This window comes from Pseudomonas sp. NY15181, from assembly GCF_048068055.1.
Lineage (GTDB): Bacteria > Pseudomonadota > Gammaproteobacteria > Pseudomonadales > Pseudomonadaceae > Pseudomonas.
The window spans coordinates 147303-172160 of sequence record NZ_JBLUPT010000005.1; the positions used below are offsets into that span (position 1 = coordinate 147303).

The 24858-nt window shown below is 68.0% G+C and carries 23 protein-coding genes; 15 read left to right on the plus strand and 8 right to left on the minus strand.

The features are described from left to right. Positions 1–20: 20 nt before the first annotated feature. Positions 21–2552: an ATP-dependent helicase HrpB gene (hrpB, locus tag ACNFBT_RS14405; protein WP_416750341.1), complete on the plus strand. Its 2532-nt coding sequence runs from the start codon at positions 21–23 to the stop codon at positions 2550–2552. Positions 2553–2871: 319 nt separating this feature from the next. On the opposite strand, the gene ACNFBT_RS14410 is transcribed toward hrpB, so the two are convergent. Continuing rightward, the gene (locus ACNFBT_RS14410; protein ID WP_416750343.1) at positions 2872–3636 is read right to left on the minus strand and encodes a substrate-binding periplasmic protein; all 765 of its coding nucleotides are present in this window, start codon (positions 3634–3636) and stop codon (positions 2872–2874) included. A gap of 104 nt (positions 3637–3740) precedes the next feature. Next, positions 3741–4823, minus strand: coding sequence for an endonuclease/exonuclease/phosphatase family protein (locus tag ACNFBT_RS14415; RefSeq protein WP_416750345.1), 1083 nt, complete (start codon positions 4821–4823; stop codon positions 3741–3743). Between the two features lie 124 nt (positions 4824–4947). Between ACNFBT_RS14415 and ACNFBT_RS14420 the strand changes: the two genes are divergently transcribed. Further along, positions 4948–5187, plus strand: coding sequence for a CDGSH iron-sulfur domain-containing protein (locus tag ACNFBT_RS14420; protein ID WP_416750347.1), 240 nt, complete (start codon positions 4948–4950; stop codon positions 5185–5187). A gap of 10 nt (positions 5188–5197) precedes the next feature. Next, on the plus strand, positions 5198–6034 hold the full coding sequence (locus ACNFBT_RS14425) for an SDR family oxidoreductase (protein ID WP_416750349.1): 837 nt from the start codon (positions 5198–5200) through the stop codon (positions 6032–6034). Positions 6035–6120: 86 nt separating this feature from the next. On the opposite strand, the gene ACNFBT_RS14430 is transcribed toward ACNFBT_RS14425, so the two are convergent. After that, positions 6121–6558 carry a VOC family protein gene (locus ACNFBT_RS14430; protein WP_416750351.1) on the minus strand — a complete coding sequence of 146 codons (438 nt, stop codon included), beginning with the start codon at positions 6556–6558 and terminating at the stop codon, positions 6121–6123. Positions 6559–6846: 288 nt separating this feature from the next. Next, positions 6847–7515: a YciC family protein gene (locus ACNFBT_RS14435; protein ID WP_416750662.1), complete on the minus strand. Its 669-nt coding sequence runs from the start codon at positions 7513–7515 to the stop codon at positions 6847–6849. 143 nt (positions 7516–7658) lie between these two features. Between ACNFBT_RS14435 and ACNFBT_RS14440 the strand changes: the two genes are divergently transcribed. The 9 genes from ACNFBT_RS14440 to ACNFBT_RS14480 all read left to right on the plus strand — a co-directional run bounded on the left by ACNFBT_RS14440 (position 7659) and on the right by ACNFBT_RS14480 (position 17382). Then, positions 7659–8354, plus strand: a complete 696-nt coding sequence (locus tag ACNFBT_RS14440) for a DUF2076 domain-containing protein (protein ID WP_416750353.1) — start codon at positions 7659–7661, stop codon at positions 8352–8354. 77 nt (positions 8355–8431) lie between these two features. Then, positions 8432–8908 carry an NYN domain-containing protein gene (locus ACNFBT_RS14445; protein WP_416750355.1) on the plus strand — a complete coding sequence of 159 codons (477 nt, stop codon included), beginning with the start codon at positions 8432–8434 and terminating at the stop codon, positions 8906–8908. A gap of 50 nt (positions 8909–8958) precedes the next feature. Further along, on the plus strand, positions 8959–10344 hold the full coding sequence (locus ACNFBT_RS14450; RefSeq protein ID WP_416750357.1) for a DEAD/DEAH box helicase: 1386 nt from the start codon (positions 8959–8961) through the stop codon (positions 10342–10344). A 169-nt stretch (positions 10345–10513) separates the two neighbouring features. Continuing rightward, positions 10514–11332, plus strand: coding sequence for a LuxR C-terminal-related transcriptional regulator (locus tag ACNFBT_RS14455; protein WP_416750359.1), 819 nt, complete (start codon positions 10514–10516; stop codon positions 11330–11332). Between the two features lie 383 nt (positions 11333–11715). After that, a complete protein-coding gene (locus ACNFBT_RS14460; protein ID WP_416750361.1) occupies positions 11716–12831 on the plus strand; it encodes an ABC transporter ATP-binding protein in 1116 nt (371 codons plus the stop codon). 46 nt (positions 12832–12877) lie between these two features. Continuing rightward, on the plus strand, positions 12878–14020 hold the full coding sequence (locus ACNFBT_RS14465; protein ID WP_416750364.1) for an ABC transporter substrate-binding protein: 1143 nt from the start codon (positions 12878–12880) through the stop codon (positions 14018–14020). A 132-nt stretch (positions 14021–14152) separates the two neighbouring features. Next, the gene (locus ACNFBT_RS14470) at positions 14153–15064 is read left to right on the plus strand and encodes an ABC transporter permease (RefSeq protein WP_416750366.1); all 912 of its coding nucleotides are present in this window, start codon (positions 14153–14155) and stop codon (positions 15062–15064) included. Between the two features lies 1 nt (position 15065). After that, positions 15066–15884, plus strand: coding sequence for an ABC transporter permease (locus ACNFBT_RS14475; protein WP_371233077.1), 819 nt, complete (start codon positions 15066–15068; stop codon positions 15882–15884). A 25-nt stretch (positions 15885–15909) separates the two neighbouring features. Then, on the plus strand, positions 15910–17382 hold the full coding sequence (locus ACNFBT_RS14480; RefSeq protein ID WP_416750368.1) for an aldehyde dehydrogenase family protein: 1473 nt from the start codon (positions 15910–15912) through the stop codon (positions 17380–17382). A 154-nt stretch (positions 17383–17536) separates the two neighbouring features. Here the strand turns inward: ACNFBT_RS14480 and ACNFBT_RS14485 are convergent, their stop codons facing one another. Together ACNFBT_RS14485 and ACNFBT_RS14490 are read right to left on the minus strand one after the other, a co-directional pair. Next, complete coding sequence (locus ACNFBT_RS14485; RefSeq protein ID WP_416750369.1) at positions 17537–18142, minus strand: GNAT family N-acetyltransferase; 606 nt, start codon at positions 18140–18142, stop codon at positions 17537–17539. 59 nt (positions 18143–18201) lie between these two features. After that, positions 18202–19443, minus strand: coding sequence for a TIGR03862 family flavoprotein (locus tag ACNFBT_RS14490; RefSeq protein ID WP_416750371.1), 1242 nt, complete (start codon positions 19441–19443; stop codon positions 18202–18204). A 332-nt stretch (positions 19444–19775) separates the two neighbouring features. Between ACNFBT_RS14490 and ACNFBT_RS14495 the strand changes: the two genes are divergently transcribed. Further along, positions 19776–20276 carry a hypothetical protein gene (locus ACNFBT_RS14495; protein ID WP_416750373.1) on the plus strand — a complete coding sequence of 167 codons (501 nt, stop codon included), beginning with the start codon at positions 19776–19778 and terminating at the stop codon, positions 20274–20276. On the opposite strand, the gene ACNFBT_RS14500 is transcribed toward ACNFBT_RS14495, so the two are convergent. Together ACNFBT_RS14500 and ACNFBT_RS14505 are read right to left on the minus strand one after the other, a co-directional pair. Continuing rightward, positions 20261–21184: a histone deacetylase gene (locus tag ACNFBT_RS14500; protein ID WP_416750664.1), complete on the minus strand. Its 924-nt coding sequence runs from the start codon at positions 21182–21184 to the stop codon at positions 20261–20263. The two genes, ACNFBT_RS14495 and ACNFBT_RS14500, sit on opposite strands and share 16 nt — an antisense overlap. A gap of 89 nt (positions 21185–21273) precedes the next feature. Then, positions 21274–22479, minus strand: a complete 1206-nt coding sequence (locus ACNFBT_RS14505) for an MFS transporter (protein WP_416750375.1) — start codon at positions 22477–22479, stop codon at positions 21274–21276. Positions 22480–22689: 210 nt separating this feature from the next. Between ACNFBT_RS14505 and ACNFBT_RS14510 the strand changes: the two genes are divergently transcribed. After that, positions 22690–23241, plus strand: coding sequence for a GNAT family N-acetyltransferase (locus ACNFBT_RS14510; RefSeq protein WP_416750377.1), 552 nt, complete (start codon positions 22690–22692; stop codon positions 23239–23241). Next, a complete protein-coding gene (locus tag ACNFBT_RS14515) occupies positions 23238–24854 on the plus strand; it encodes a nitroreductase family protein (protein ID WP_416750379.1) in 1617 nt (538 codons plus the stop codon). The genes ACNFBT_RS14510 and ACNFBT_RS14515 overlap by 4 nt, the downstream gene beginning before the upstream one ends. The last annotated feature ends 4 nt before the right edge of the window (positions 24855–24858 follow it).

The window sequence follows — 24858 nt, forward strand, 5'->3', positions numbered from 1 at the left end:
AGCTTGAATCAGGAGCCGGCATGAACGCCCTTCCCATCGACAGCGTCCTCCCCGAGCTGCGCCAGGCCCTGGCCGCGCGCCACGAGGTGGTGCTGGAAGCGCCGCCCGGCGCGGGCAAGACCACCCGCGTGCCGCTGGCGCTGCTCGATGAGCCGTGGCTGTCCGGGCAGTCGATCCTCATGCTGGAGCCGCGCCGGCTGGCCGCCCGCGCGGCCGCCGAGCGCCTGGCCGCCGAGCTGGGCGAGAAGGTTGGCGAGACCGTCGGCTACCGCATCCGCCTGGACAGCAAGGTCGGCCCGAAGACGCGCATCGAAGTGGTCACCGAGGGCATCCTCGCCCGCCGCCTGCAGGACGACCCGGCGCTGGATGGCGTCGGCCTGGTGATCTTCGACGAATTCCACGAGCGCAGCCTGGATGCGGATCTTGCCCTGGCGCTGACCCTCAACGGCCGTGCGCTGCTGCGCGACGAGCCGCCGCTGAAGGTGCTGGTGATGTCCGCGACGCTCGAAGGCGAGCGGTTGTCCGCGTTGCTGGGCGACGCGCCGGTGGTGCGCAGCGAGGGCCGCATGTTCCCGGTGGATATCCGCTGGGGCCGCCCCTGGCAGGCCGGTGAGTTCATCGAACCGCGCGTGGTGCAGACGGTGCAGCAGGCGCTGGCCGACGAGAGCGGCAGCCTGCTGGTGTTCCTGCCCGGCCAGGCGGAGATTCGCCGGGTGACCGAGCAACTGGGCGAGGCGCTGGCCGGTCGCCCGGAAATCCTGATCTGTCCCCTGCACGGCGAACTCGATCTCGACGCCCAACGCGCCGCCATCGAGCCCGCGCCAGCGGGCAAGCGCAAGGTGGTGCTGGCCACCAACATCGCCGAAACCAGCCTGACCATCGACGGTGTGCGCGTCGTGGTGGATGCCGGGCTGGCGCGGGTGCCGCGCTTCGATCCGGGCAGCGGCATGACCCGCCTGGACACCCAGCGCATCTCCCGCGCCTCCGCCACCCAGCGTGCCGGCCGGGCCGGACGCCTGGAGCCGGGCGCCTGCTACCGGCTGTGGTCCGAAGCCCAGCACGATCAACTGCCGGCCTATGGCACGGCGGAAATCCTCCAGGCGGACCTTGCCGGGCTGGCCTTGCAACTGGCGCGCTGGGGCGTCGCCCCGCAGGAGTTGGCCTGGCTCGACCTGCCGCCCGCCGCCGCGTATGCCCAGGCGCTGGACCTGCTGGAGCGCCTGGGCGCGCTGGCTTCCCGCACCGGTGGCGGCAGCCTGACGCCACACGGCCAGGCCATGGCCGAGGTGCCGGCGCATCCGCGCATCGCGCATCTGCTGCTGCGCGGCCATGCGCTGGGGCTGGGCGCGCTGGCCTGCGATCTTGCTGCGCTGCTCGGCGAGCGCGACATCCTGCGCGGCAATGACGCCGACCTGCACCACCGCATCGCCCTGCTGGCCGGCGAGCAGAATGCACCGCGTGCCAGTCGCGGCGCCGTGCAACGGGTTCGGCAGCTGTCGCGGCAATTCAAGGGTTACCTGCGTGGGCCGGCCCGCGAGCCGGTGAGCGATCCCGTTCACCCCCGTTGGCTCGGCGGCCTGCTGGCCTTCGCCTATCCGGATCGCATCGCCCGCCAGCGTCGCGCCGGTGGCGGCGAGTACCGCCTGGCCAACGGCCGCGCAGCGCAATTCGGCGAGCCGGACGCGCTGATGAAGGAGCCCTGGCTGGTGATTGCCGACCTCGGCAGCCGCCAGGGCCAGCGCGAGGAGCGCATCTATCTGGCGGCGGCGCTGGAGCCTTCGCTGTTCGAGTCGATCCTTGCCGAGCAGGTCAGCGTCCACGATGAACTGGACTGGGACGAGCGCGAAGGCGTGCTGCGCGCCGAGCGCCAGCGCAAGGTCGGCGAGCTGGTGCTGGCCACCGAAGCCCTGCCGTCGCTCGACGAAGCGGCGCGCAGCCGTGCGCTGCTCGGGCTGGTGCGGCGCAAGGGGCTGGAACTGTTGCCGTGGACGCCGGAGCTGCGTCAGTGGCAGGCGCGGGTCGCTCTGCTGCGTCGACTGGACGTGGAGAGCAAGGGCGAGAGCGAGTGGCCGGACGTCGGTGACGCCGCGTTGCTGGATTCGCTGGAAGACTGGTTGCTGCCTTACCTGGGCAAGGTCTCGCGGCTGGCGCATTTCGCCAATCTGGAGCTGGCCGGGATTCTTCATGCCGTGCTGCCCTGGCCGCTGCCGCAACGGCTGGACGAGCTGGCGCCGCGTACCTTGCAGGTGCCATCCGGTTCAAACATTCGTCTGGACTACACCGAGTTTCCGCCGGTGCTCGCGGTGCGATTGCAGGAACTGTTCGGCCTCGCCGACACCCCTCGCATCGCTGGCGGGCGGCTGGCGGTGAAGCTGCACCTGCTGTCGCCGGCGCAGCGGCCGGTGCAGGTGACCCAGGACCTGGCCAACTTCTGGCGCAGTACCTATGCCGAGGTGAAGAAGGACTTGAAGGGGCGCTATCCCAAGCACTATTGGCCGGATGATCCGCTGATCGCCGAGCCGACGGCGCGGGCCAAACCGCGCAAGGGATGAGATCGGCGCACGGGTTTGCCCTCACCCCAGCCCTCTCCCAATGGGAGAGGGAGCTGTCCGTGCCGGCTGACACCATGATTTCACCCTGCTCCGGACGGTCCCCTCTCCCGCTTGCGGGAGAGAGTTAGGGTGAGGGGCTCTTGCGCGGAGTCAGGTCTGATCGCGGACGGAGTCCGCTCCTAAGGGACCATGAGGCGCGAACGTATAGCGTTCGACGTTATGCGCCGTTTGGCCTTGATCTCAGGTCACTCCGAATTCAGCCAAGGCGCGGCCGATCGGCTGAGGCGTATCGGCGTACAACCGCGAACGGTTGTACGCCCTACGGCAACTCCATCTCATACCCCGCCGCCTGCAACTCGTCATAGGCGTGGTCCAGCTGTGCGCGCAGCTGCTCGGCGTCGGGTGCGCGGCGGGAGACGATCAGCTTGGTCGGCACGCTGTACAGGCGGTCGAAGGCCAGTGGAGGCATCTGCAGTTCGCGGCGGGCCTGCTCCACCGGGGCCTGGTAGTCGATCAGGTAGTCGCCGCGCTGGCGCTCGAGCATCTGCAGCGCCGCCACGTGGGTACTGGTGCGGTGCAGTTCCAGTTTGAGCTGCGGGTTGTCCAGCAGGTCGGTGATCGGCTTCCAGTAGCTGTAGCCGCTGATCAGGATGATCCGGCTGCCGGTCAGGCCCTGCGGCAGCTGCGGCGCGGGGTGTGACGGCAGGCGGTAGAGGTTGAGGTCGACGTGGCCGAGGGTGCGCTCGCATTCCAGCGTGCTGCCGACCAGCTCGGGCTTGCCGGGTGCGCCGGCCCACAGCTGCACACTGCCGTCCTGCAGGCCGAGGTACAGGCGCGCGCTGGGCAGCGAACGGAAGTGGGCGCGGTAGCCGGCCTGGAGCAGGATGCGCCGGACCATCTCGGCGCCGCTGCCGAGGACGTTGCCGTCGGGGGCGGTGTAGGTGTAGGGCGGGAACTCGTAGTAGCCGACCTCCAGCACCGGCAGCGGGCGCGGCAGGCGGTCGGCCAAGGTCGGTAGGCCACTGGCGTTGGCGTGTAGGCAGAACAGCATGGCGATCAGCCAGGCGATACGGCGAAAAAGCATGGCTACCTGCGGTGAGTCTTGTCGTTATTGTGCGCGGCTGGCGCAGCATGCTTCGGCGCCGGCGCGGTTGTCCAGCGCCGGCCGGCGAGGGCGTGCGGCGGCGCTCAGTGCGGCAGCAGGAAGCGCCCGTTGAGCGGCAGGTGGTTGGAGATGCGCAGGGTGTCGTTGCGCCGCACGCTGGCGTCGAGGCGGCTCAGGCGGGGGCTGTAGAACAGGTAGTCGAGGGTGCGGTCGGGGTTGTGCACGCGCGGGTCGTTGGGGAAGTGGGTGTACCACTGCGCCTGCTCGGTGCCGCTGGATTCCTGCACCGCCGGGATCACCGGGTAGCGCGCCGCCAGCAGGTTCAGCTCGCTGTTGGCGCGGTAGGGCGCGCGCAGCACTTCGGGCAGGTAAGGGTACTGGCCCAGCGGCAGCAGGCCGAGATCGCCGCCCAGCAGCCATGGGCGGCCCGTGGTCTGCAGGGCGTCGAGGTGGGCCTGCAGGGCTTCGATCTGGCGCTGCGGGGTGTCGTCGCCATTGGGGCGCTCCAGGCGGGTATTGATCACCGTGAGCTGGCCGCCGCCACGGATCGGCAGTTCGCTTTGCAGCATGGCCGGCTGCGGGGCGAACAGGCGCAGCAGCGGAATCGACGAGCGCTGCGGCAGGGCGATGCGCTCGCCGCTGGCGATCTGGAAGCGGCTGAAGGTCACTAGCTTGCGCCCGGCGCTGCCGAACACGTGGGGGTTGGGATCGAAGCGCGCCTTCCAGTCGAAGGCGGCGGTGGAGCAGGGGTAGAGGTCGGTCAGGCGGTCGCCGATCAGCGCCTGCTGGTCCTGCTTGCCGGTGGCCGCCGCGCCGTCGTCGACCTCCTGCAGCAGCACGATGTCCGGCGCTTCCTCGCGGATCACCCGCACCACTTCGTCAAGGCTGTAGGCGATGTCTTCGGCGCTGGGCTTGTCGTCCGGGCCGACGGTGTCGGGCAGGTCGTCCCAGAAGATGTAGCGCTTGCCGGCCAGGTACTGGACGTTCCAGGTCATCACCTTCAGCGCCTGGCCCGGCTGCAGCTGCGGCGCCGGTGTACGGCACTGGGCAGCCACGGCTTCACGCTCGGCGGGACGCCAGGCCAGCAACCAGGCGCCGGTGGTCGCGGCGAACAGCAGGACGATGAGCAGCAGGAACAGGACGCGGCGTGGCAACGAGAGGTTCATTCGGCTTAGGGACTATCCTTGATGTGCGAGAGGATAGTGTCTGTGACCGCGCATTTCACCTGCGCGTTTCCTTCGCGAAGCATCCTGCAACCTTGAGGCGCTGCTGCGCCGGGAGGTTCGTTCCATGACTGAGGCGCTGATCGCCCAGCGCGGGCCCTATGCGGTGGAGGTCCACGCCGGCGAGGATTATTTCTGGTGCCGCTGCGGCCGTAGCGCCAGCCAGCCGTTCTGCGACGGCTCGCACAAGGGCACCGGCCTGTTTCCGCTGAAGTACCACGCCCCGCGGGACGAGCTGCTGTTCTTCTGCGGCTGCAAGCACACCCATACGCCGCCCTGCTGCGACGGGACCCACGCATCCCTCTGAGGAGGCCGGTATGCCGCGCAAACTTTTCACCCACCAGGCCTATCGGCACAAGGTGGTGCTGGTCACCGGCGGCTGTTCGGGGATCGGCCGTGCCTTGGCGTTGCGCTTCGCCCAGGCCGGCTCGCACCTGGTGATCCTCGACCTCGACCAGGCGGCGCTGGACAGCCTGGTCCAGCACCTGCGCGAGCATCACAACGTCGAGGCCCTCGGCCTGCGTTGCGACATCGCCGATGCCGAAGCGGTGCGCCGCGCCGTGGCGCTGGCCATCGAGCGCTTCGGCGGCATCGACGTGCTGGTGAACAACGCCGGCATCACCCACCGAAGCCAATTCGCCGACACGGACCTGGCGGTGTTCCAGCGGGTCATGGCGGTGAATTTCTACGGCGCGCTGCACTGCACCCAGGCGGCGTTGCCCAGCCTGCTGGCGCGACGCGGGCAGATCGTCGTGCTCAGCTCGCTGACCGGCTTTGCGCCCCTGCTCTACCGCAGCGCCTACAACGCCAGCAAGCATGCGCTGCACGGGCTGTTCGACACGCTGCGCATGGAGCTCGACGGCACGGGCGTGGCGATCACCCTGGCCTGCCCCGGCTTCACCGCCACCGACCTGCGCAAGAACGCGCTGGTGGGCGATGGCTCGGTGATCCGCCAGCCGGCGGTGGTGCTGGGCGCCGATGTGGCGTCGCCGCGCGACGTGGCCGAGGCGATCTACCAGAGCGCGCTGCGGCGCAAGCGGCTGCTGGTGCTGTCCAACGTCAATTGGCGGGCGCGCATCCTGGCGCGCTTCTTCCCGCGGCTGTTCGAGAAGCTGCTGGTGCCGAAAATGTCGGGGCTCAAACCGGGGCATTAGCTTTTCGTAGGAGCGAGCTTGCTCGCGAACCGCTTGGAACATGGGCGCCTGGCCGGGTTCGCGAGCAAGCTCGCTCCTACAGGGGATCAGTGTGAGTGCGAGTCGAATCCGCCTCCTGCCGCCATGTCCCAGAACGAGGCTTCGATCTTGTGCCCGTCCAGGTCGCGGATGAAGCAGCCGTAATAGGGGTCGCCATAGAGCGGACGCGGGCCGGGGGCGCCTTCGTCGGTGGCGCCGGCGGCTATCGCGGCGCGGTAGAAGGCGTCCACTTCCTCACGGGAGTTGGCCATGAAGCCAACGTGCGTGCCGTTGCCGACGCTGGCGGGTCGCCCGTCGATGGGCGTCTGCACCCAGAACTCCGGGAATTCGCGGCCATAGGCCACGGCGCCGGGGTGCTCCATGATCTGCTGGCAACCCAGGCTGGGCAGCACCGCGTCATAGAACGCCTTGGCGCGGGCGTAGTCGTTGGTGCCGATGGAAATGTGTGAAATGCAGCTGGGCGGATAGGTCGGCTGGTCGCTCACGGGAGTCTCCGGTCAAAGGCAGAAGACTCCAGCGTAGAAGGCGGGCGGGCGGCTCGCCGGGCGATGTGTTGTCGATTGCTGCGCGGCCTCAGAATCTGTTTACGATCTGCTGCGCGTCGGCATAACTGCGTTAAAAACAGGCTCGGACTGCTCATTTACAGCGCGTAAACTCCGCGTCCTCGTCTGTTTGACTCGCTGGCGCTCGCCCTTCGGGCCAGCCTGCGGCTGTTACTCCCGTTGGTCGTTGCGCCTTGTTCTGCTCTAGCTCGCGAGATCGTAAACAGGTTCTCAAGCCTCGCGCTCTTCGTTTTCCTCGCGGCCGGGGCCGAGGATGAAGATGCGGTAGGCCGCCATCGTCACCAGCAGCTGGAAGAAGCCGCTGAGCGAATGCAGAAGCACACCCAGGCCGGGCGAGTCCTGGGCGACCTGGGTGATCCAGCCCTCCGCCATCCACACCGGTGCGAGGATCGCCAGGGTGGTGGTGAGCAGCAGGAAGAAATGCCCGGTGGTCAGGCGGAAGCTCTCGCGCATCGCGTCGATGGGCGAGTTGCCGCGCTGCACCAGGAGGAATTCGGAGAAGGTCATCTTGACCATGAAGAACAGGCCCGGCAGCACATAGAGCGCCAGGCCGACCAGTATCAGCAGCGAGCTCAACGCCGAGAGCAGGGCGAACGACGGCCACAGCCGCAGCGCCGCGTTCCACAGTTCGCGGACGCCGCGCTCGCGCCCTTCTCCTGCGTCGATCATGAAGAGGATCAGGCTGGCGGTGTACATCGGATAGAACACCAGCCCCGCGGCCATGCCCCAGGGCGCGAAGTTCTGCGTGTCGACCGCGACGTCGATCTGCTGCTGGACCAGCGTTTCCACGATGATCCACGGCAGGCACAGCGGTAGCAGCTTGCCGATGTGACGGGAGAAGAAGAACCAGGTGTCGCGCAGGACTGAGATGGGATTCATCGGCATGGGAGACGGATCGAAGGGCCTCGACTCTAACTTAAGCAAACCTTCAGTTGAAGGTAGGACATTTCGGTCCCCGGAACTTGTTTTTTGCCGTACCGATCCAATCTTCCGTTCAACACCCCGCCCACTCGAGGCCCACCATGAATTCCGAAGAGCAATCCCTGATCGATGGTCTGTTCGTCCGCCTGCGCGACGCCGAGGCGCAGACCGCGCCGCGCGACGCCCAGGCCGAGGCGCAGATCAACCGGTACCTGGTGCAGCAGCCGGCGGCGCCCTATTACATGGCCCAGGCGATGCTGATCCAGGAAGCGGCGATCAAGCGCCTGGACCAGCGCGTCAAGGAGCTGGAAGCCCAGGCCCAGCAGAATCGTCCGAGCAGCGGCGGCTTCCTCGCCGGCCTGTTCGGCGGTGGCCAGAGCCAGGAACCGCGCCCGGCGCAAGCGCAGGAGCGCCCGGATGGCTGGGGCCAGACGCGCTTCTCCCAGCCCGGTAGCGGCGCTTATGCCAGTAACCCCAATGATTTCCGTCCTGCATCTGCGCCCGCCCAGGCCGCGCCCCAGGGCGGCGGCTTCATGCGCGGCGCGCTGCAGACCGCGGCCGGCGTGGCCGGCGGCGTGATGGTGGCGGACCTGCTGACCAGCATGTTCCACCACAGCCAGCCGCAGGAAATCGTCGAGGTGATCCAGGAGCAGGTGCCGGTGCAGCCGGAGCCGTCGAGCTTCGGTGATTCGCTGGGCGGAGGCGATCGCTACGCCGACAGCGGCTTCAGCGACGCCAACTACGACGATGGCGGCGATTCCAGCTTCTTCGACGACGACGGCGACATGTTCAGCTGATCCCGCCCGCCGGGACTGGCGGGGGCCGCGCGCTGTGCCGATAATGCGCCCCCGCTGTTCGAGTCCCGGAGTCACCGTTGAAGACCATCGCCCTGTTCGCCGACGTGCAGAACCTCTACTACACCGTGCGTCAGGCCTACGGCCGCCACTTCAACTACGCCGCGCTGTGGGCCGAGCTGAGCGCCCAGGGCAACATCGTCCAGGCCTACGCCTACGCCATCGACCGGGGGGACGCCAAGCAGCAGCAATTCCAGCAGATCCTGCGCAAGCTCGGCTTCACTGTGAAGCTCAAGCCCTACATCCAGCGCGCCGACGGTTCGGCCAAGGGTGACTGGGACGTGGGCATCACCATCGACATCCTCGACGCCGCGCCGAAGGTGGACGAGATCGTCCTGGCCTCCGGCGACGGCGATTTCGACCTGCTGCTCGACCGTGTCCGTGCCGGCGGCACCGAGGCCACCGCGTACGGCGTGCCGGGCCTCACCGCCCAGGCGCTGATCCGCGCGGCCAGCCGCTACGTACCCATCGAAGGCTCGCTGCTGCTGCGTTCCTGACCCTTGCGGCTACAATGCCGCCCATTCCGATTCGTTTCTGCGAGCGCTCCATGACCTTCGCCACCCTCGGCCTGATCGATCCCCTCCTGCGTGCCCTCGACGGGCTCGGCTACCAGAACCCGACGGCGGTGCAGGCCCAGGCCATCCCCGCGGTGCTCAAGGGCCGCGACCTGCTCGCCGCCGCCCAGACCGGCACCGGCAAGACCGCCGGCTTCGCCCTGCCGCTGCTGCAGAAGCTGCTGCAGGAAGGCCCGCAGGTCGCCGCCAACTCGATCCGCGCACTGGTGCTGGTGCCGACCCGCGAGCTGGCCGAGCAGGTGCACGAGAGCTTCCGCGCCTATGGCCAGCACGTGCCGCTGCGCACCGCCGTGGCCTACGGCGGGGTGAGCATCAACCCGCAGATGATGAAGCTGCGCAAGGGCGTCGACGTGCTGGTGGCCACCCCCGGCCGCCTGCTCGACCTGTACCGGCAGAACGCCCTGAAATTCACCCAGCTGCAGGCCCTGGTGCTGGACGAAGCCGACCGCATGCTCGACCTGGGCTTCGCCCGCGAACTGGATGAGGTCTTCGCCGCGCTGCCCAGGCGCCGGCAGACCCTGCTGTTCTCCGCGACCTTCTCCGACGCCATCCGCCAGATGGCCCGCACCCTGCTGCGCGACCCGCTGACCATCGACGTGGCGCCGCGCAACACGGCGGCGAAGACGGTGAAGCAGCATCTGCTCACCGTGGACAAGAAGCGCAAGGCCGAGCTGTTCCTGCACCTGCTGCGCGAGCAGGGCTGGCGCCAGGCGCTGGTGTTCGCCAAGACCCGCAAGGGCGTGGATGAGCTGGTCGGACTGCTGCAGCAGGAGGGCATCCGTGCTGACTCGATCCACGGCGACAAGCCGCAGCCGGCGCGCCTGCGTGCCCTGGCGCGGTTCAAGGCCGGGGAGGTGGACTTCCTCATCGCCACCGACGTCGCCGCCCGTGGCCTGGATATCGAGGAGATGCCGCTGGTGGTCAACTTCGACCTGCCCATCGTCCCCGAGGACTACGTGCACCGCATCGGCCGGACCGGCCGCGCCGGCGCCAGCGGGCAGGCGATCTCGCTGGTCTGCGCCGACGAAGTACAGCAACTGGCGGCCATCGAGACGCTGATCGGCCAGACCCTGAAGCGCCACGAGGAAGACGGCTTCGAGCCGGACCACCGGGTGCCCGTCACCGCGCCGGGCGGACAGGTGCTGAAGAAGCCGAAGAAGCCCAAGCAACCCAAGGTGCCGGACGGCAAGCCGGGCAAGGTACACCTGGGGTCGCTGCTGGAGGACAAGCCGCAGGTCAAGGCGGTGCGCAAGGCGCCGGGCTTTGGCCTCGGTGGGAAACCGGCAGGCGGCAGGCCGGCCGGTGGCAAGTCTACTTCTGGAAAGTCGGGTGGCGGCAAGGGCGGTCGTCGTCCCTGAGCCGATAAGGCGCGCGCCTGCTTCATTGCGGTGCGCAGCCGGGAGCTGAATCGGGGGCTATCCCAGGCGTAGCGGGGCATTGCGGGGCGTGGCGCAAAAGCTGCATTTCCGTGTGGAATCCCGAACGCCTATAGTGTGCCCATCGCGCACACAACAAGAACGACAGCCCATGCGCTACAAGGAACTCAAAGCCTGGACCGGCGGAGTCGCCCACCTGCTCCCGCTGGCCGCCGGTCGCCCGCGCCTGCTCGGCCTCAGCCAGTGGCTGCAGCAGGTCTGCACGGTGGATAACTTCGTGCTCTTCGTCTACGAAGGCAATCACCGGCCACTGGACCTGTTCGACACCTTCCCGGCGGACATCCGGCATGTCTACGTCGAGGATTACCAGGTCGGCCCCTACCTGCTCGATCCCTTCTACCTCGCCTGCACCCGCCACCAGGCGCCGGGGCTGTGGCGGCTGCGGCAGTTCGCGCCGGACCACTTCTACCTGGGCGAGTACTACCAGACCTACTACCAGCAGACCGGCCTGACCGAGGAGATTGCCTTCTTCGTCGATCTTGCCGATGGCGCCACGGCCGTGCTGTCGCTGATGCGCAAGACCTCCAGCCCCGCCTACAGCCGCGACGAGATGCAGTTGCTGGAATGCGCGCGGCCGGTGGTCGAGCAGGTGGTGCGCGAGGCCTGGGAACTGCGCCGTGCGCAGCCGCGTCCGGCGCAGGACCTGGACTACCAGATCCGCGAGGCCTTCGACCAGTTCGGCGCGCAGGTGCTCACCGCCCGCGAGCAGGAGATCGTCCAGCTGCTGCTGCGCGGCCACTCCAGCGCCTCGGTGGCGGAGCAGTTGGATATCAGCCCCGGCACGGTGAAGATCCACCGCAAGAACATCTACGCCAAGCTCGGCATCGGCAGTCAGTCGGAGCTGCTCGGGCTGTTCATCCGCGAGCTTGGCGGGCGGGATGCGGCGGGTGGGATGCTCGCGGTGGGCTAACCCGTAGGGCGTACAACCGTTTGCGGTTGTACGCCGATACACCTTGAGTCGTGACGGCTCCATGGCTGAGCCCGAAGTGCCCTGAAGCCGGTACCAGTGCCGGGACCGGAGTGCCCGGAAATCAAGGTCAAACGGCGTATAACGTCGAACGTTATACGCCCTACGCTCCGGACGACATTCGTACCGTGCCTTCCGTCCTGTTGTAGGAGCGAGCTTGCTCGCGAACCGCCCTGCGTCGGAATCATCGGGAAGTCTGTTCGCGAGCAAGCTCGCTCCTACAGAAAAAGCTCAATCCCGCCATCTATCCCCCGAGGGATATATACACCCCGAAAGCCCCATTGCTAGCGTGAGCCCCAACAAGAACACAGTTGGAGCGCGCGGTGATGGAGAGCGGTCAGGACTTCGATATCGAATTCCGTAACGTGGTCAAACGCTACGGCAGCGTGCCGGCGGTCAACGGGCTGAGCTTCCGGGTGAAGCGCGGCGCCTTCCATTCCTTCCTCGGCAGCTCCGGCTGCGGCAAGACCACCACCCTGCGGATGATCGCCGGCTTCGAGCAGCCCAGCGAAGGCGAAGTACTGCTGGCCGGCAAGGCGGTGGCCGGAGTGCCGGCGCACCAGCGCCCGGTGAACATGGTGTTCCAGCATTACGCGCTGTTCCCGCACCTTTCCGTGGCGGAGAACATCGCCTACGGCCTGCGCTACCGCACGCCGCGCCCGGACCGCACGCAGCAGCGCCGGATGGCCGACGAGGCGCTGGAGATGGTGCGCCTTTCCGGCTTCGGCACGCGCAAGCCGCACGAGCTATCCGGCGGCCAGCAGCAGCGCGTGGCGCTGGCCCGCGCGCTGGTGAACAAGCCCACCGTGCTGCTGCTCGACGAGCCGCTGGCGGCGCTCGACCGCAAGCTGCGCAAGGAGATGCAGTCGGAGCTGCTGCGCCTGCAGCGCGAGGTCGGCATCACCTTCGTGCTGGTCACCCATGACCAGGAAGAGGCGCTGTCGATGAGCGACAGCATCAGCATCATGAAGGACGGTCTGATCATCCAGACCGCCACGCCCGAAGCGCTCTACGAGACGCCGGCAAGCCGCTACGTGGCCGACTTCATCGGCGAGTCCAACCTGTTCTCCGGCACCGTGCGCCGCTTCGAGGGCGAGCGCGTGGTGTTGGGCACTCCGGCCGGCCTGGAACTGAGCAGCCCGCCGACGCCCACCGGCCCCTCGCTTTCGCCCCAGGCCGAAGGCTGCATCGCGGTGCGCCCCGAGCTGGTCGGCATCGCCGCCGCCGACTCGGACCTGGCCCGCGACGTGCGCCTGAAGGGCCGCGTCGAGGACCGCATCTACCTGGGCAACCTCACCGAATACCGGGTGCGCACCGACGCCTTCGGCATCGTCTGCGTGCGCGTGCCGCGCCAGGCCGGCGGCGTGGGCGAAGCCTTCGAGCACGGCGCGCCGGTGCAGGTCGGCTGGAACCAGGCCAGCGGCCTGGCCATGGCCCTCTGAACCCGATGATCCAACACTAACAACAGCAGACAGGCGGGGAGTGAAGATGGACAAGAAGAACTTCATCAAGACGATGCGCAGCTGGGAAAACGGCTCCATCACGCGGCGCGAGTTCCTCGGCAAGACCGGCCTCGGGCTGGCGATGGCCGTGGTCGCGGCCAACACCCCCGGCCTGCTGACCGGCAAGGCCTACGCCGGTGAGAGCACCGCCATCGGCGACCGCCTGGCCTTGGCCACCTGGCCGAACTACCACAGCCAGGAGAACTTCGACGCCTTCGCCAAGGCCACCGGCGCGCGGGTGCAGATGAACGTGTTCGGCTCCAACGAGGAGATGCTCGCCAAGTTGCAGGCCGGCGGCAGCGGCTGGGACGTCTTCGTGCCGACCAACTACACCATCAGCACCTACGTGAAGCTCGGGCTGATCGAGCCGCTGGACCTCTCGCGCATCCCCAACTTCGACCCCAAGGCCTTCCAGGAGCGCTTCATGGCCCAGGGCACGGTGGACGGCAAGGTTTACGCGGTGCCGAAGAACTGGGGCACCACCGGCATCGTCTACGACGCCAGCAAGGTCAAGGGCAGCCCGGATTCCTGGAAGCAGTTCTGGGACCTGACGCTGACCAGCGCCTCGGGCCGCACCATCGTCCACGACTACCAGCTCACCGCCATCGGCAACGCGCTCAAGTACTACGGCTACAGCTTCAACTCGCTGGACCCGAAGGAGCTGGCCGAGGCCGAGAAACTGCTGATCCAGGCCAAGCCGCACCTGTTCGCCATCAACTCCGACATCCAGCCTTCGCTGCGCAATGGCGACGCCTGGATGGCCATGGCCTGGACCGGCGACGCCTCGCAGCTGCACCGCGACAACCCGGACATGACCTTCGTGCTGGGCAAGGAAGGCGGCGAGATCTGGAGCGACTTCTTCGCCATTCCCAAGGGCGCCGAGCACAAGGACGCCGCCTATGCGTTCATCAACTACCTGCTCGACCCGCCGCACAACAAGCTGGAGGTGCTCGCCCACGGCTACCCGAGCGGGGACAAGCGGGTCGATGCGCTGCTCTCCAAGGAGATGCTCGACGACCCGATCATGTACCCGGCGGCCGAGCGTCTGTCGCCGCTGGAGTTCGGCGCCGCGGCGACCCTCACCAGCCCGGCGCGCGCCGAACTGATGGCGCGTTTCAAGGCCGCCTAACGGGGTCTTCATGTAGGAGCGAGCTTGCTCGCGAACCCGCCCAGCTCCCGAGCTGCCGGGAAACTCATTCGCGAGCAAGCTCGCTCCTACAGGAGAGGGCTCCGAGCAACTCCTATGCGTAGGGAATCGAACATGAACATCGCTGTCAGCGCCCCGTTGCCGCAGACCCGGGCGACGCCCCCGGTCTCGCGCGCGAAAAGCCTCGGCCGGCGCGTCACCTTGCTGCTGCTCCTGCCCTCCACCCTGTGGTTCCTGCTGCTGCTCATGATGCCGCTGGTGATCATCCTGGTCTTCAGCTTCGGCGAGCGCAGCGCCGTCGGTGGTTACGGCGGCGGGCTGACGCTGGAGAACTACCTGAACCTTGGCTCCCGCGCCCAGGCCTTCTGGAACACCCTGACCCTTGCGCCGCTGGGTACCCTGGCGTGCCTGCTGGCGGCCTACCCGCTGGCCTACTTCCTGGCGGTGAAGGTGCGGCGCAATAAGTCGCTGCTGCTCACGCTAGTGATCGTGCCGTTCTGGACCAGCTTCCTGATCCGCACCTACGCCTGGATCTTCATCCTCAGCGGCCGGGGCATCCCGGCGCTGCTGGAGACCTTCGGCATCGCCGACGTGCGCCTGATCAACACGCCCTACGCGGTGCTGATCGGCATCGTCTACGGCTACCTGCCGCTGATGGTGTTTCCCATCTACGTGACCCTGGAGAAGCTCGACAAGCGCCTGCTGGAAGCCTCTGGTGACCTGGGCGCCAGCGCCTTCGAGACCTTCCGCCGGATCACCCTGCCGCTGTCCGCGCCGGGGGTGATCACCGGGGTGATGCTGGTGTTCATCCTGCTCATGGGCGAGTTCCTGATCCCGGCCATCCTCGGCGGCGGCAAGGTGTTCTTCGTCGGCAACGCGCTGGTCGACCTGTTCCTGCAATCGCGCAACTGGCCGTTCGGCAGCGCGGTGGCGATGACCCTGGTGGCGATGATGCTGGTGATCATCGGCGTCTACCTGAAACTCGTGGCCCGCTTCGGCGGTTCGCGCAACGACGGGGTGCTCTGACATGTGGCTGCGCAGTTACTCCACCTCGGTCTACCTGTTCCTCTATGCGCCCATCGCGCTGATCATGCTCTTCGCCTTCAACGCCGGGCGCAGCGGGCTGAGCTTCCAGTGCTGCTCGGTGCAGTGGTTCGGCCGTGCCTTCGGCAACCCGTTCATCATGGAGGCGCTGGGCAACAGCGCGATGATCGCCACCTGCTCGGCGCTGATCGCCACGCTGTTCGGCACCCTCGCGGTGTTCGGCCTGCAGCGGGTCGGCAAGCGCGTGCGCCTGCTGTTCGACGCGCTGACCTACTGCGCGATCATCGTGCCGGGCATCGTCATCGGCATCGCTACGCTGATCGCCTTCATCACCCTGTTCGACGTGCTCAACCCGCTGTTGGCGCTGCTGGACATCGGCCTGCCGAAACTCAACATGGGCTTCGGCACCGTGGTGGCGGCGCACTCGCTGTTCACCATGGCGCTGGTGATGGTGATCGTCCGCACCCGCGTCGAGGCGATGGACAAGTCGCTGCTGGAAGCCTCCGCCGACCTCTACGCGCCGCCGCTGGATACCTTCTGGCGCGTGACCCTGCCGCAGATCGCCCCGGCGATCCTCGCCGGCTTCCTGCTGGCGTTCACCTTCAGCTTCGACGATTTCATCATCGCCTTCTTCGTCGCCGGCTCCGAGACCACGCTGCCGATCTACATCTTCTCGTCGATCCGCCGGGGCATCACGCCGGAGATCAACGCCATCTCCACGGTGATCATCTGCGCCTCGCTGGCGCTGCTGTTCACCTCCCGCTACCTGCAGAACCGCCGCACCGGCGTTCAGGCCGCCTGAGGGCCGACTTCAAGGAGACGCGAGCATGCGTGACCAGCTCTACATCAACGGGCAGTGGGTCAGGCCGGACCTGGGCGGTCGCTTCACCAGCTTCGACCCGGCCACCGGCCAGCCCCTGCGCGAAGTGCCGGCGGCCACCGAGGAAGACGTCGACCACGCCGTGCGAGCGGCGCGCACCGCGTTCAATCGCGGCTGGGGCCAGAGCCGGGGCGCCGAGCGTGCCGAGTGGCTGGAGGCGCTGGCCGGCGAGCTTGAGCGCAACCAAGACTCACTGGCCGAACTGGAGGTGCGCGACAACGGCAAGCCGCTGCCTGAGGCGCAGTGGGACGTGGCCGACGCCATCGGCTGCTTCCGCTACTACGCGGAGCTGGCGCGGGAGCTGGACGAGCGCCAGGACCAGCTGCTGGCGCTGCCCGACGAGCGCTTCCGCTGCCGCATCCGCCAGGAGCCGGTGGGCGTAGCGGGGCAGATCATTCCGTGGAATTACCCGTTGCTGATGGCTTCGTGGAAGGTCGCGCCGGCCCTGGCGGCGGGCGCCACCTGCGTGCTCAAGCCGTCCGAGCTGACGCCGCTGAGCGCCCTGGAACTGGCAGCGGCGGCGGATGCCGTGGGCCTGCCGGCGGGAGTGCTGAATGTGCTGCCGGGCCTTGGCGCGGAGGCCGGCGGGCCACTGAGCCAGCATCCGGGCGTGGACAAGCTGGCGTTCACCGGCAGCGTGCCGACCGGTTCGCGGATCATGTCGGCGGCGGCCCAGGACATCAAGAACGTCAGCCTGGAGCTGGGCGGCAAATCGGCCTTCATCGTCTTCGACGACAGTGACGTCGAGGCGGCGGTGGAGTGGATCCTCTTCGGCATCTTCTGGAACCAGGGCCAGGTGTGCAGCGCCACCTCGCGCCTGCTGGTGCAGGAGGGCATAGCGCCGCGCCTGATCGAGCGCCTGGTGGAAGCGACCCGCGCCATCACCATCGGCAACGGCCTGGAGCCGGGTGTGCTGCTCGGTCCGCTGGTCAGCCAGGGACAGCACGAGAAGGTGCTCGGCTTCGTCGAGAAGGGCCGCGCCGCTGGCGCCCGGCTGCTCACCGGCGGAAAGCGCCCGGCGGGGCTGGAGCCGGGCTGGTTCATGGAGCCGGCGATCTTCGACGAGCCAGCGGAGGATGCGCTGATCTGGCGCGAGGAAATCTTCGGCCCGGTGCTTTGTGTGAAGCGCTTCAGGACGGAAGCAGAGGCCCTGCGCCTGGCCAACGACAGCCGCTTCGGCCTGGCCGGCGCGGTGATGTCGGGTGATCCGCAGCGCGCCGCACGGGTGGCCGACGGGCTGCGCGCGGGGATCGTCTGGGTCAACTGCTCGCAACCGACCTTCACCCAGGCGCCCTGGGGCGGCATGAAGCAGAGCGGCATAGGCCGCGAGCTGGGCGTGTGGGGGCTGGAGAACTACCTGGAGGTGAAGCAGGTGACCGAGTACATCTCGGATCAGCCCTGGGGCTGGTACTTGAAGTAGGTGTCTTGCCTGTAGGAGCGAGCTTGCTCGCGAACAAGGTTGGTGCGGAACACTTGAGTGGCCGGGAGGCTGTGTTCGCGAGCAAGCTCGCTCCTACGAAAAGCCGATTTCCCCTGTAAGCGGGTCATGCCCTTGATCAGGCCCGAAGGGCGGCTCACAGCGGCCGCTGCATGTAGCGGTGGCTGGAAACGCCGGGAAGCGTCGAGATGCGCTCGACCTGCACGCTGAAGCCAAAACGCTCGTAGAGCGCCTGGGCCTTGGGATTGGCCACCGAGACATCCAGCGCCGCCATCGGCACGCCGAGGTGGCGGCCATGGCGCAGGAAATGGTCGATCAACTGACTGCCCAGTCCTTCGCCGCGCCGGTCCGGGGTGACGCCCAGGTGCGCCAGGTACAGCGTGCGCCGCGGGGGCGGGCATATGATCCGCTCCAGTTGCAGGCCACGGACTATCACCCTTGGCGAGGCGAGCCCGAAGTAGCCGAGGATCTGCCGGGTGGCCGCGAGCATGTAGCCGAGGTTCACTTCGCCGCCGAACACGGTTCCCGCCGCCACCACTTCGCCGTCCCGTTCGCCGACCCAGTGCTGGCGCCAGCCGAACTGGCCGCCGCCCTGGAGGAAGGCATAGCGCAGGAAGTCCTGGGCGCTGTTGCGGCCGGGGCGGGCGAAGGCGTAGTCGAAGGCGTCGGGGCCGGAGCTGTAGATCAGCGGGATGGCGGCGTCGACATCATCGGGACGGGCACGGCGGAAGGTCAGTGACATGCAGACGACTCCTGAGCGGGAATCTGCAATCTAGCACTGTCGTTCCAGTTGTGCAGTGTTCAGTGCTTCCGCTGCAACCAATGCAGGGCGCCGAGGCCGGCGGCGCGACCGCTGGCGAAGCAGGCGGTGAGCAGGTAGCCGCCGGTGGGGGCTTCCCAGTCGAGCATTTCGCCGGCGCAGAATACGCCCGGCAGCGCCTTGAGCATCAGGTTCTCGTCCAGCGCTTCGAAGGTCACGCCGCCGGCGCTGCTGATGGCTTCGTCCAGCGGACGGGGGCGCACCACGGTCAGTGGCAATGCCTTGATCAGCGCGGCGAGCCGCTGCGGGTCGGCATAGTCGGCGGCTGTGGACAACTCCCGCAGCAGCCCGGCGCGTACGCCGTCCAGGCCAAGGCGACCGCGCAGGTGGTTGGCCATGGACTTGGAGCCGCGCGGCTGGGCAACGGCCTTGGCGACCTGCTCCAGGCTGCGGTTGGGCAGCAGGTCGAGATGCACCGTGGCGCTGCCGTGTTGTTCGATGCGTTCGCGGATCGCGGCGGACAGCGCATAGACCAGGCTGCCTTCGATGCCGCCGGCGGTGACCACGAATTCGCCCTGGCGAGGTTCGCCGCCTGCCACGGACAAGGCCACCGGCTTGACCGGCGCGCCAGCGAACTTGTCGCTGAAGAACTCACTCCAGCCCTCTACCTCGAAGCCGCAGTTGGCTGGGCGCAATGGCGAGATATCCACCGCGCGCTCGGCCAGCATCGGCACCCAGGCGCCGTCGGAGCCCAGGCGCTGCCAGCTGCCGCCACCCAGGGCGAGCACGGTGACGTCCGCAGTGATGCGCTGGTGGCCTTCCGGGCTGTCGATCAGCAGGGCGCCATCGGCGCCCCAGCCGAGCCAGCGGTGGCGGGTGTGGATAACCACGCCGGCCTCGCGCAGGCGCTTGAGCCAGGCGCGCAGCAGCGGCGCGGCCTTCATGTCGGTAGGGAACACGCGGCCGGAGGTGCCGACGAAGGTGTCGATGCCCAGGCCATGAATCCACTGGCAGAGCGCCTGGTTGTCGAAGGCATCGATCAGTGGCGCCAGGCTCGCGGCGCGCTGCCCATAGCGCGACAGGAAAGGCTCGCGTGCCTCCGAATGGGTGATGTTCATGCCACCCACGCCGGCCAGCAGGAACTTGCGCCCGACCGAGGGCATGGCGTCGAACAGCTCGACCTTCACGCCGGCGCCGGCCAGGACTTCGGCGGCCAGGAGGCCGGCGGGGCCTCCGCCGATGATGGCGGCGGTACGGGGAGCGGGGGCGGGGGTGTGGGTCATGCGGTGGCCAGGCGGGAAGGTGCGATCGGGGCGCAATTCTAGCGCAGCGGCCTTGCCTGCCGGCTGAACATTTTCCAGCCAGTGCCGCCGAACGCCGGGCGTATCGGAGGTGCACGCGCTTTCCCGCAGCTTATCCACAGGCTGCTCCACAGTTGCCGTGGACAACCCTGGGGCGCGAATCATTCACGGGAGCTGCGCGTCGTGCTGCTTTCTGGTTCTCACTCGAAGGTGATTGCGATAATTCCTACAAGGGATGAGGAGAGCACCTAATTCTGGCGCTTTTGTGAATCCGTCAGCATGCCGACCGGTTGCAAAAACGGTCCTGTCTGACGATGAAAGTGCGTGATTACCTCCGTGCCCATGAAGCCCACCTGTGGGGCGAGGGCAACGATACCCGAGTGCGCGTCAATGGCGTTGATATCGTCATTCGGCGGCTGCCCAGCGATGAGATTCGCGACCTGCTGAACGAAGCCGTGGCGCACATGCTGGTGCGCCTGGAAAAGAACATTCGGCAGTCGAAATTGAAATTCGAGCAGAAGCTGCTCGAACGCATCTCGCTGCAGGTGGCGTTGCATAACCTTTATGTGTTCACCAACTGGAGCCGCTTCCTGCCGCGTTATCTGGACTACGCGGGCCCGCTGCGAGCCCAGGAACTGCTCAAGCACCATGTGCCGGAGCAGGTGCTGGGCGTCTGCGAGAAAGTCTTCGGCGCGGATGCCCGGCAGCGCGCGGCGGTCCTGCTGGGGTTCTCCGAGCACGAGCTGGCACGCTGGGAGCAGCAACGCCTGCCCTCGCGCATGTGCACCAACAACTCGCGCTATCGGTCGAGCTGAAATTCCGCCGCCACCCGGCTGGCGCTGTGGTGCAGGATGCCGTGGCGCCGCGCCAGGGCATGGCGGTCCTTGTCGTAGCCGCCGCCGATCACGCCCACCACCGGGATGTCGCTGGAAAGGCAACGGCGGATGACGTGCTCGTCGCGGGCTGCAAGGCCAGCGTCGGTGAGCTGCAGGTAGCCCAGGGCGTCGTCCTTGTGCACGTCGACGCCGGCGTCGTAGAGCACGATGTCCGGCTGGTACAGCGGCAGCAGGTAGTCCAGGGCCTCGCGCACGACTTGCAGGTATTCGGCGTCGCCCAGGTGCAGCGGCAGGGGAATGTCCCAATCGCTCTGGGCCTTGCGCGCCGGGAAGTTCTTCTCGCAGTGCAGCGAAACGGTGACCGCGTCCGGCACGTTCTCCAGGATGCGTGCGGTGCCATCGCCCTGGTGCACGTCGCAGTCGAAGATCAGCACGCGGCTGGCCTTGCCGCTTTCCAGCAGGTACAGGCTGATCACCGCCAGGTCGTTGAAGATGCAGAAGCCCGAGGCGTGGTCGTAATGCGCGTGGTGCGTGCCGCCGGCCAGGTGGCAGGCCAGGCCGTGCTGCAAGGCCAGCTCCGCGCTCAGCAGCGAGCCGCCGACCGCCCGCACGGTGCGTCGGGCCAGCGCCTCGCTCCAGGGCAGGCCGAGGCGGCGCAGTTCCTCGCGGCTCATCTCGCCGCTGCAGTAGCGCTCGATGTAGTCACGGTCGTGGGCCAGGGCGAGGATGTCCGGCGGGCAGAGTTCCGGGCGCAGCAATTGCGCGTCTTCCACCAGGGCGCTGTCCACCAGGTGATCGCGCAGCAGGCGGAACTTCTCCATGGGGAAGCGGTGGTTGTCCGGGAAGGGCGGACTGTAGTCGTCGTGGTAGACCAGGGGCAGCGGCATGGCGTCGGTGGGGCAGGGGCGATGCAGCACAGGGTACGTCGCCGGGGTGCGCAGACGAAAGGGCCGGCAATGCGCCGGCCCTTGTGCAATCAACCTTCGCTGGAGAGCGCGGGGTTGCGTTGAGCGTTACGGCTGGTGGCTACCGCAATGGACCACAGCACGAAACCGCCGACGGCCAGCAGACTACCGACCCAGCCCGGCGAGGTCCACCCGTAGCCGGCCGTCAGGGCCAGGCCGCCGAGGTACGGGCCGAGGGCATTGGCGAAGTTGAACGCCGAGTGGTTCAGCGCCGCCGCCAGGCCCTGGGCGTCTTCCGCGACGTCCATCAGGCGGGTCTGCAGCACGGTGCCCAGGGCGCCGCCGAAGCCGACGAAGAACACGCAGATCGAGATGGTCCAGATGTTGCCGGCGGTGAACGGGAATATCGCCAGCACCACCGCGCTCCACACCAGCAGGCCGCCGGCGGTGGGCATCACGGCACGGTCGGCGAGTACCGGGATGAACAGGTTGCCCAGGGTCATGCCGATACCGAACACCGCCATGATCAGCGGCACGATGCTGGGGGACACCTGGGTCACCGCGCCGAGGATGTCCGCCAGGTAGGTGTACACCGCGAACAGCCCGCCGAAGCCGATGGCGCCGATCCCCAGGGTCAGCCAGACCTGGCCGCGCTTGAGCGCACCCAGCTCGCGCAGCGGGCTGGAGTCCGGCTCGGCCGGCGAGTAGGGCGCGAACAGGCGCACGCAGAGCATGGTCAGCACGCCCAGCGCGGCGACCAGGGCGAAGCTCCAGCGCCAGCCCACCGCCTGGCTCAGCCAGTTGGCCAGCGGCACGCCGATGACGGTGGCGACGGTGAGGCCGAGGAACATCCGTCCGACCGCCACGGTGCGCCGGTGCGACGGCACCACGGAGGCTGCGACCAGCGCGGCGATGCCGAAGTAGGCGCCGTGGGGCAGGCCGCTGATGAAGCGGAACAGCAGCATCCAGTGGTAGGTCGGCGCCAGGGCGCTGAGGCCGTTGCCGACGGCGAACAGCGCCATCAGCAGCACCAGCAGGGTGCGCCTGGGCAGGCGTGCGCCAAGCACTGCCAGCAGCGGCGCGCCGACCACCACACCCAGGGCGTAGGCGCTGATCACATGGCCGGCGGTCGGGGCGTCGATGCCCAGGGCCGGGGCGAAGTAGGGCAGCAGGCTCATGGTGGCGAATTCGGTGGTGCCGATGGCGAAGCCGCCGACGGCAAGCGCGAAAAGCACCAGGGCCGTACTGCGCTGCAGTCCGGTGGTGGAGGTCGTCATGGGGTTTCCTTGGTCTTTTTCGAGGTGCGCCGTGGCGGCGCGGCTGTCTGCTCGGAGCAGGGTCACGGCAGTGACCGACAGCGAGGGTGCGACAAAAATACCAGAAGCGGGCGGGACTTTGCTGAATCGATTGCGCTTGCCGGACGGACTGCGTCTGTCAGACATGTCTGCGGGTATCATGGTGCTCCTGATGAAAACGAAGGCCCGTCGATGGATATCCCCAGCCTGACTACCGAGCGCCTGCTGCTGCGGCCCTGGCGTGCTGCCGATCTGCCCGCTTTCGCCGCGCTGAACGCCGACGCCGAGGTGATGCGCCATTTCCCCGCCTGTATGAGCCGTGAGGACAGCGACCTGCTGGCTGCGCGCATCCTGCTGCACTTCGACGAGCACGGCTTCGGCCAGTGGATCGTCGAGCGCCGCGAAGACGGTGCTTTCATCGGTGTGCTCGGGTTGGCGCGAGTGTCCTTCGACGCACCTTTCACCCCGGCGGTGGAAATCGGCTGGCGCTTCAATACCGCTTACTGGCGTCAGGGGTACGCGCTAGAAGCGGCCCGCGCGGCGCTGGCGTTCGCCTTCGAGCGACTGGGGCTGGATGAAGTGGTGGCCTTCACCGTGCCGGCCAACCTGCCGTCCCAGGGACTGATGCAGCGCCTGGGCATGCGCCGCGATGCGACCGGTGACTTCGAACATCCACGCCTGCCGGAAGGCCACGCATTGCGCCAGCACGTGCTGTACCGAATCCGCCGGGAAGACCGGATATGACGCCAGAAGAGGGCGTACGCGCCTACCACGAACTGAGCCGGCACCGTCCGGAGCGCTTCGCCCCCGGCCCCGGCCAGCTCGACTGGGCGACGCAGCCGGCGCCGTTTCGCCGCTATGCCGGCGCTCGTCTCATCGAGCTGCTGCATCGGCCGCAGGAGGAGTCGCCCGGCTACGACGAAGTGTTCGCCGGGCCCATCGGCCAGCCGGCGCCGCTGAATCTCCAGAGCGTCTCGCAGCTGCTCTACGACAGCCTGGCGCTGTCGGCCTGGAAAGAGGCCGGCGGCAATCGCTGGGCACTGCGGGTCAACCCGTCCAGCGGCAACCTGCATCCCACCGAAGCCTATCTGCTGCTGCCTTCCGGCGCTGTGGATAACGCCGCGCTGCTGGCGCACTACAGCGCCGACGAGCACGTACTGGAAGTGCGCGGCGATCTGCCTGCGCCCCTGGCCGATCAGCTGAACGCAGCCTTGCCCGCCGGCGGTTTCCTGCTGGCGCTGGCCAGCATTCCCTGGCGCGAGGCCTGGAAGTACGGCGAGCGCGCCTACCGCTACTGCAATCACGACCTTGGCCACGCGCTGGCCTGCCTGAGCATCGCCGCGGCGATCCAGGGTTGGGAGGTGCGCTTGCTGCGCGGCGTGGCCGAGTCGCGGCTGGATGCGCTGATCGGCCTGGACCGTGAAGGTTTCAGCGAACGCGAAAGCGCCGATGCGCTGCTGTGGATCGGCCCGGCGCAGGCGGCCGAGTTCCCGTTGCCCGAGACCCTGCTCAAAGACCTTGCCGAACTGCCGCTGGCCGGCGTGTCCAATCGCCTGTCGCGGGACTATCGCCATTGGCCGGAGCTGGAGCGCGTGCATCACCTGTGTCGCGCGCCTTCGTTGCCCGCTCGGCAATGGCACGCCGCGAAAACCGATCCGGCTGTGGATAACCCCGGCCTGCCGCTGCGCCCGATCCTCCATCGCCGGCGCAGCGCGCAGTCCATGGACGGCCGCAGCGGCATCCACGCCGAGCTGCTCTACGCCTGGCTGCGCCGCCTGCTGCCCGAGCGCTCGCCCGTGCCCTTCGCCTGTACCGGCGAGCCGACGCGCATCGACCTGCTGCTGTTCGTCCACCGCGTCCAGGGCCTGGAACCGGGGCTGTACTGGCTGGGCCGTAGCGGCCGCGAGCCGGGTGGGCTGCGTGAGGATTACCTGTGGCAGCCGGTGGCGGAGAGCTGTGTGCCGCTGTACCGCCTGCTGTCCGGCGATGCGCGCGGGCTGTCGGCGTTTCTGTCCTGCGGGCAGGACATCGCCGGCGACGGCTGCGTCGCCTTCGCCATGCTCGCCGATCTCGACGCTGCCCTGGCCGACGGTGCCTGGACCTACCCGCGGTTGTACTGGGAAGCCGGGCAGGTCGGCCAACTGCTTTATCTCGAAGCCGAGGCGGCCGGACTGTCGGGCACCGGCATCGGCTGCTATTTCGATCCGGCGCTGGAAGAACTGCTGGGCGGGGGTTCGGACTGCCCGGTCAGCCTCTATCATTTCACCATCGGCCGCGCGGTATGGGACGAACGCCTCACCAGCCTTCCCGCCTACCCGGTGCCGCGCCGTCTCCCACTTCAGCAACACCGTACTTGAGGAA